The 6,207-nt window shown below is 71.7% G+C and carries 7 protein-coding genes; 5 read left to right on the top strand and 2 right to left on the bottom strand.

The genetic code is table 11. The features are described 5' to 3' along the window. Positions 1-100: 100 nt before the first annotated feature. Together QQ657_RS17875 and QQ657_RS17870 are read right to left on the bottom strand one after the other, a co-directional pair. Complete coding sequence (locus tag QQ657_RS17875; RefSeq protein ID WP_284743283.1) at positions 101-1,528, bottom strand: sensor histidine kinase; 1,428 nt, start codon at positions 1,526-1,528, stop codon at positions 101-103. Next, complete coding sequence (locus QQ657_RS17870) at positions 1,525-2,241, bottom strand: response regulator transcription factor (protein ID WP_284743282.1); 717 nt, start codon at positions 2,239-2,241, stop codon at positions 1,525-1,527. Before QQ657_RS17870 ends, QQ657_RS17875 begins: the two co-directional genes overlap by 4 nt. Positions 2,242-2,388: 147 nt before the next feature. Between QQ657_RS17870 and QQ657_RS17865 the strand changes: the two genes are divergently transcribed. The 5 genes from QQ657_RS17865 (at position 2,389) to QQ657_RS17845 (ending at position 6,205) form a co-directional block, all read left to right on the top strand. After that, entirely contained in the window at positions 2,389-3,735 is a 1,347-nt protein-coding gene (locus QQ657_RS17865) for a ferredoxin reductase family protein (protein ID WP_284743281.1), read from the top strand. A 12-nt stretch (positions 3,736-3,747) separates the two neighbouring features. Next, positions 3,748-4,206, top strand: a complete 459-nt coding sequence (locus tag QQ657_RS17860) for an FMN-binding protein (RefSeq protein ID WP_284743280.1) — start codon at positions 3,748-3,750, stop codon at positions 4,204-4,206. Further along, positions 4,203-4,943 carry an FAD:protein FMN transferase gene (locus QQ657_RS17855; RefSeq protein WP_284743279.1) on the top strand — a complete coding sequence of 247 codons (741 nt, stop codon included), beginning with the start codon at positions 4,203-4,205 and terminating at the stop codon, positions 4,941-4,943. Before QQ657_RS17860 ends, QQ657_RS17855 begins: the two co-directional genes overlap by 4 nt. A 63-nt stretch (positions 4,944-5,006) precedes the next feature. Continuing rightward, positions 5,007-5,387 carry a VOC family protein gene (locus QQ657_RS17850; RefSeq protein ID WP_284743278.1) on the top strand — a complete coding sequence of 127 codons (381 nt, stop codon included), beginning with the start codon at positions 5,007-5,009 and terminating at the stop codon, positions 5,385-5,387. Next, a complete protein-coding gene (locus QQ657_RS17845) occupies positions 5,384-6,205 on the top strand; it encodes a class I SAM-dependent methyltransferase (RefSeq protein ID WP_284743277.1) in 822 nt (273 codons plus the stop codon). The genes QQ657_RS17850 and QQ657_RS17845 overlap by 4 nt, the downstream gene beginning before the upstream one ends. The last annotated feature ends 2 nt before the right edge of the window (positions 6,206-6,207 follow it).

Raw genomic sequence — 6,207 nt, 5'->3', positions numbered from 1 at the left:
AGAACGGCCTCAACGTCATCACCGCACTCCGCGACGCCATCACCGGAAACCCCTGGCTTCCAACCAGCCCCGCAACCACCTGACTAGTTACCACTGTTTCTCACTCACGACCGGCGAGCGGCAGCCGGACCGTGAACGCCGTGTGGCCCGGCTCCGAGGACACCGACACCGTGCCGCCGTGCGCCGTCACGAGGGACTGGACCACCGACAGCCCGAGCCCGGTGCCGCCGTTGCCGCGCGTGCGCGAGTCGTCGACGCGGAAGAACCGGTCGAAGATCCGCTCCTGATCGGCGAGCGCGATCCCCGGCCCGGCGTCGGTCACCCGCACGACGGCTTCGGACTCCGACGCCGCCACCGAGACGTGCACCGCGGTCCCGGGCGGGGTGTGCACGGCGGCGTTCGCCAGCAGGTTGTCGAACACCTGCCGCAGCCGCACCGGGTCGGCGTCCACCTGCGCGGGCGCCGCGGAAAGAGTCAACGGGTGGTCCGGCCGCCCGGCGGCGAACGCGTCCGCGGCGTCGCCGGCCAGCTCGGCCAGGTCGACGCGCTCCGGCCGCAACGGCGTCTCCGCGGCCCGCGCGTCCAGCCGGGCCAGCAGCAGGAGGTCGTCGACGAGGACGCTCATCCGCGCCGTCTCGGAGCGGATCTTCGCCAGGTGCGCTTCCCGCTCCGCCGGCTCGTTCGCCGCCGCGTAGCGGAAAAGGTCGGCGTAGCCCCGGATCGACGTCAACGGCGTCCGCAGTTCGTGCGACGCGTCCGCGACGAACCGGCGCAACCGCTCGTTCGCCTCGGTCTTCGCCGCCAGGGACGTGTCGATGTGCGCGAGCATCACGTTGAACGCCGTCCGCAGCTCGTCGACTTCGGCGCCGCCGCCGGTCCCCGCCGCGCGGACCGGCAGGGCGGGGTTCGCGGTGAGGTCGTGCGACGCGATGTCGTGCGCGGTGCCCGCCATGTCCGCCAGCGGACGCAGGCCCCGGCTCAGCACCAGCCGCCCGACGACCACCAGCACGGCCAGCGCGAACGCGAACGCGCCGACCTCCACCCAGATCAGCTGCTGGACCGTGCCGTCGAGGTCCTTCTGCGGCGCGGCGGACAGCAGCACCGAACCGTTGTCGACCGGGCACGCGCGCACCCGGTACGGCCCGTCGCCGTAGAGGTAGACGGTCCGCGTGACGTCGCCGTCCACCGCGTCGACGGCGATCTTCGCGAGCTGCTTGGCGTCCCCGGGCAGCTGGCCGCCGGGCTGGGGCGTCGCGACGCCGCCGCGCACCTTGTACAGCGCCGAGTACCACGAGTACACCGACTGCGGCGAGCCGTGCGTCTCCCGCAGCTGCGGGAGCTGGGTGTTCTGGCTCTTGGACAGCTGCTCGTCGAGCCGCCGGTCGAGGTAGCCGTGCATGATCCCGACCGTCGTCACGCCGACGGCCGCGAACACGACCAGCGCGAGCGCGCCGAGGCCGAGCGTGATCCGGGTGCCCAGCCGCGTGCGCCGCCAGGCCCCGTACCACCGGCGGAAGAAGCGCTTCACCGGTTGACCTGGCGCACGACGTACCCGACGCCGCGCACGGTGTGGATCAGCGGTTCGCCATCACCCGCGTCGACCTTGCGCCGCAGGTGCGAGATGACCAGTTCGACCACATTGGACCGGCCGCCGAAGTCGTACTCCCAGACGTGGTCGAGGATCTGCGCCTTCGTCAGCACCGAGGGCGAGCGGCGCATGAGGTAGCGCAGCAGCTCGTACTCGGTCGGCGTCAGCTCGGCGGGCGGCCCGTCGCCGCGGCGGACCTCGCGGGTGTCCTCGTCCAGGGTCAGGTCCCCGACGCGCAGCACGGCCCCGCGCGCCGCCGCCTGGTGTGCGACGCCGGTGCTGCGCCGCAGCACCGCCCGCAACCGCGCCATCAGCTCCTCGACGGAAAACGGTTTCACGAGGTAGTCGTCACCCCCGCGGGTGAGCCCGGCGATCCGGTCGGCCGTCGCGTCCTTGGCCGTGAGGAACACCACGGGCACCGCGCTGCCGTTCTCCCGGAGGCGGTCGAGCACGGTGAAGCCGTCCAGGTCGGGCAGCATCAGGTCGAGCACGACGATGTCCGGCCCGAACTCCGCGGCCTGGGTCAGCGCGGCCTTGCCGGACCCGGCCGTGACCGCCTGCCAGCCCTCGTACCGGGCGACGGTGGCGACCAGGTCGGCGATGTGCGGCTCGTCGTCGACGACGAGCAGGCGCACGGGTTCGGAGGGCTGCACCAGTCCATCTTCTCCCGGCGCACGCGCGGGCGGCGACCGGTGGCGCGGGCCGACAGGAATCCGACAGCCCGTACCCAGACTCGCCACAGGCTGCGTCGCGAGGCTGAGCGTCGTGAACCGAACCCGAGGGGGATCCGTGTGACCAGCATGACGCAGACCGCCGAGGCCACGCGCCCGGCGATCCGCCCCCGGATCGCCGCGAAATCCGGCCTCTTCATCTTCCTGGGCGCCAACGTGGCCGCCGTCACGGTGCTCTTCGCCGAGGCCGGGCTGTCGCAGAACGTGCTCATCAGCATCGGCAGGCTCGCCGGGATGTACGGCGCGCTGGCGATGGCCGTCCAGCTGCTGCTCGTGGCCCGGCTGCCCTGGCTGGACCGGCGGATCGGGATGGACCGCCTCACGACGTGGCACCGCTGGACCGGCTTCACGATCCTGTGGACCCTCCTGGCGCACCTGGTGTTCATCTCGTTCGGGTACGCGGAGGTCTCGAACAAGGGCGTCGTCGACGAACTGGTCGAAATGGCCAACACCCTCGAAGGGATCCTGCGGGCGCTGGTCGCGTTCGCCGTCATCCTCATCGTGGGCGCGGCTTCGGCGAAGTTCGCGCGCAAGCGGCTGGCCTACGAGACGTGGCACTTCATCCACCTCTACACCTACGCGGCCATCGTGCTGGCGTTCACGCACCAGATCGCGCTCGGCACGTCGTTCGCGAGTGCGCCGACGGCCAAGGCGTACTGGTGGACGATGTGGCTCGGGGCCGGGGCCGCTGTCCTCGCCGGGCGCGTCGTGCTCCCCCTGTGGCGGAACCTGCGCCACCAGCTGCGCGTCACCGCGGTGGTTTCCGAGGCCCCGGACGTGGTTTCGGTGTACATGACGGGCAAAAAGCTCGACAAGATGCCGGCGCGCGCGGGCCAGTTCTTCCTGTGGCGGTTCCTCACGAAGGACCGCTGGTACCAGGCCAACCCGTTCTCGCTGTCCGCCGCGCCTGACGGCCGCACGCTGCGCCTGACCGCGAAGGCGCTCGGCGACTCGAGCGCGTCGCTGCGCAGCCTGCGGATCGGGACGCGCGTGTTCGCCGAAGGCCCGTACGGCGCGTTCACGACGATCCACCAGCAGCGGCCCAACGCGCTGCTCGTGGCGGGCGGCGTCGGCATCACGCCGATCCGCGCGCTGCTGGAGGACATCGACGGCCACGTCGTCGTCCTCTACCGGGTGCGCACCCAGGCCGACGCGGTGCTGCTGCCCGAGCTGAACGGGCTCGCCAAGGCCCGCGGCGCGGTGGTGAGCGTCCTCGCCGGATCCGACCAGGCGGTCGGGCCGCGCGGGGCGATGCTCGGCCCGGCGAACCTGCACATGATGGTGCCGGACGTGCACGAGCGGGACGTGTTCGTCTGCGGCCCGCCGGGGATGACGTCGGCCGTGCTGCGCAGCCTGCGGGAGCTGCGCGTGCCGAAAGCCCAGGTCCACGCCGAACGCTTCAGCCTCGCGGCCTAGGGGGACATTCCAGTGAAACGGACCATCTTCGTCGTCGCGCTGTCGATCGCGGGGTTCATCGCGGTCTGGCGGTTCGAGCCGGGGCCGGTGCACAACACCGCCGTCGCCGCTCCGCCGCCGAGCGTCGCCGCTCCGTCCACCGCACCCGCTCCGCCGAACTCGACGTCTCCCTCGTCGGCTCCGTCCACTCCGGACAGTGCGAACGCGACAGTCACGACCCAGGGCACGCCGGAGTCGAGCACCTACGGGACGGTGCAGGTCGAGGTCACGTTCACCGGCACCCGGATGGTCGCGGTCACGCTGCTGCAGGCCCCGGACGACGGCCGCGCGCTCACCGCGTTGCCGCGGCTGCAGCAGGAAGCCATGAAAGCGCAGAGCGCCGACATCGACACGATCACCGGCGCGACCGAGACGAGCGAGTCGTACAAGACGTCGCTGCAGGCGGCCATCGACGCCCGGGGCAACAGATGACCACGCGCGTCGAGCAGGTGATGGGCCTGCCGATCTCTCTCGACCTTCGGGATCAAGGCGACTTCGCCGAGATCGTCGACGAGGTCTTCGCCTGGTTCCGCGACGTCGACGCGAAGTTCAGCCCGTTCAAGGAGGACAGCGAAGTCAGCCGGTACGACCGCGGCGAGCTCACCGCGGACGGGCTGACCGACGACCTCCTGGAGGTCCTGGAACTCTGCGCGTACTACGAACAGCTCTCCGGCGGCGCGTTCCGCGCGCGGCTGCCCGGCCGCGGCCTCGACCCGTGCGCGGTGGTGAAGGGCTGGGCGGTGCAGCGCGCCGCCGACATGCTCAAGGCCGAGGGCGCGACGACGTTCTGCCTCAACGCCGGCGGCGACGTCGTCACCGCGGGTGAACCGGAGCCGGGACGTCCGTGGCGGGTCGGCATCCGCCACCCCGAGCAGCCCCTCGCCGTGTGCGCGGTGCTGGAGTCGCGCAACGGCGCCATCGCGACGTCGGCGGCCTACGAGCGCGGCTCGCACATCCTCGACGGCCGTTCGGGAGCGCCGGCGACCGGGCTGATGAGCGTCACCGTCGTGGCGGGCGACCTGGTCACCGCCGACGCGCTGGCCACCGCGGCCTTCGCGATGGGCGCCGAGGGCATCACCTGGGCGGCCGACCGGCCGGACTGCGAGATCCTCATCGTCGACGACAGCCGCCGCGTGCACCGGACGGCGGGCCTGGCGCTGGCTTCCTGAAATCGGCTCGCCCTCGCGGCGGGGCTCCGCCAGACTCGGCGGCACCCGATCCCGAGGAGTGCCATGCCTTCGTCCGTCCTGCACGTGTCCGTCGACTGCGCCGACCCCTACGCGCTCTGCCAATTCTGGAGTCAGGTCACCGGAAAGCCGGTTCCCGACGAGGACCAGCCCGGGGACGACGAGTGCGGCATCGAGCTCGAGGGCGGGATCGACCTGCTGTTCCTGCGCGTTCCGGAACCGAAGACGGTGAAGAACCGGCTCCACGTGTGCCTGCGGCCGGACGGACCGCGCGACGAGGAGGTCGACCGGCTGCTCGGCCTGGGCGCGACGCTGGTGAACGACCTCCGCAAACCGGACGGCACGGGCTGGGCCGTGCTCGCCGACCCCGAGGGCAACGAGTTCTGCGTGCTGCGCAGCGCGGCCGAGCGGGCCGCGACGCCGTGACGGACTCGTTCGCCCTGAACAAGGCCAACTGGGACGAGCGGGCGCCGCTGCACGCGGCGTCGCCGGACTACAACTTCGCCGGCTTCATCGCGGATCCGGCGTACCTCAGCCACGTGGTCCGGTTCGACCGGCCCCGGCTGGGCGACGTCACCGGGCTCCGCGCGGTGCACCTGCAGTGCCACATCGGCACGGACACGGTTTCCCTGTCCCGGCTGGGCGCTTCGGTGACGGGCCTCGACTTCTCGGCGGCCTCTCTGGCGGAAGCGCGGCGGCTCGCGTCCGCCGCGGGCGCCGGGATCGACTTCCACGAAGCGAACGTGTACGACGCCGTCGAGGTGCTGGGTGCCGGACGGTTCGACCTGGTCTACACGGGGATCGGCGCGTTGTGCTGGCTGCCGTCGGTCGATCGTTGGGCGTCGGTGGTCGCCGGGCTGCTGCGCCCGGGCGGGCGCCTGTTCATCCGCGAAGGTCATCCGATGCTGGGCACGCTGGACGAGAACGACCCGGCGGCGCCGCACTACCCGTACTTCGAGCACGCCGAGCCGATGGTGTTCGACGAGCCGAACACCTACGTCGAGGTCGACCGTGAGCTGACCCACACGGTGAACCACGAGTGGGCGCATTCGCTCGGCGAGATCATCACCGCGCTGCTGGACCACGGCCTCACGCTGACCGCGTTCACCGAGCACGACAGCGTCCCGTGGAACGCGATCCCCGGGCAGATGACGCACGACGAGGCCACCGACGAATGGCGGATGAAGGACACGCCGTCGCGATTGGCCGCGAGCTACACGATCCAGGCGGTCAAGGGCGCCTGAAT

Source organism: Amycolatopsis ponsaeliensis (genome assembly GCF_030182635.1).
Taxonomy (GTDB): Bacteria; Actinomycetota; Actinomycetes; order Mycobacteriales; family Pseudonocardiaceae; genus Amycolatopsis; species Amycolatopsis ponsaeliensis.
The sequence above is the reverse complement of the archived record's forward strand: the minus strand, read 5'-3'. Positions and strand labels throughout refer to the sequence as shown.

Bases quoted from the DNA above. Each gene is read 5' to 3' on its own strand.
- QQ657_RS17865 (WP_284743281.1), top strand. From the start codon at position 2,389: ATGACGCAGACCGCCGAGGCCACGCGCCCGGCGATCCGCCCCCGGATC.
- QQ657_RS17855 (WP_284743279.1), top strand. From the start codon at position 4,203: ATGACCACGCGCGTCGAGCAGGTGATGGGCCTGCCGATCTCTCTCGAC.
- QQ657_RS17850 (WP_284743278.1), top strand. From the start codon at position 5,007: ATGCCTTCGTCCGTCCTGCACGTGTCCGTCGACTGCGCCGACCCCTAC.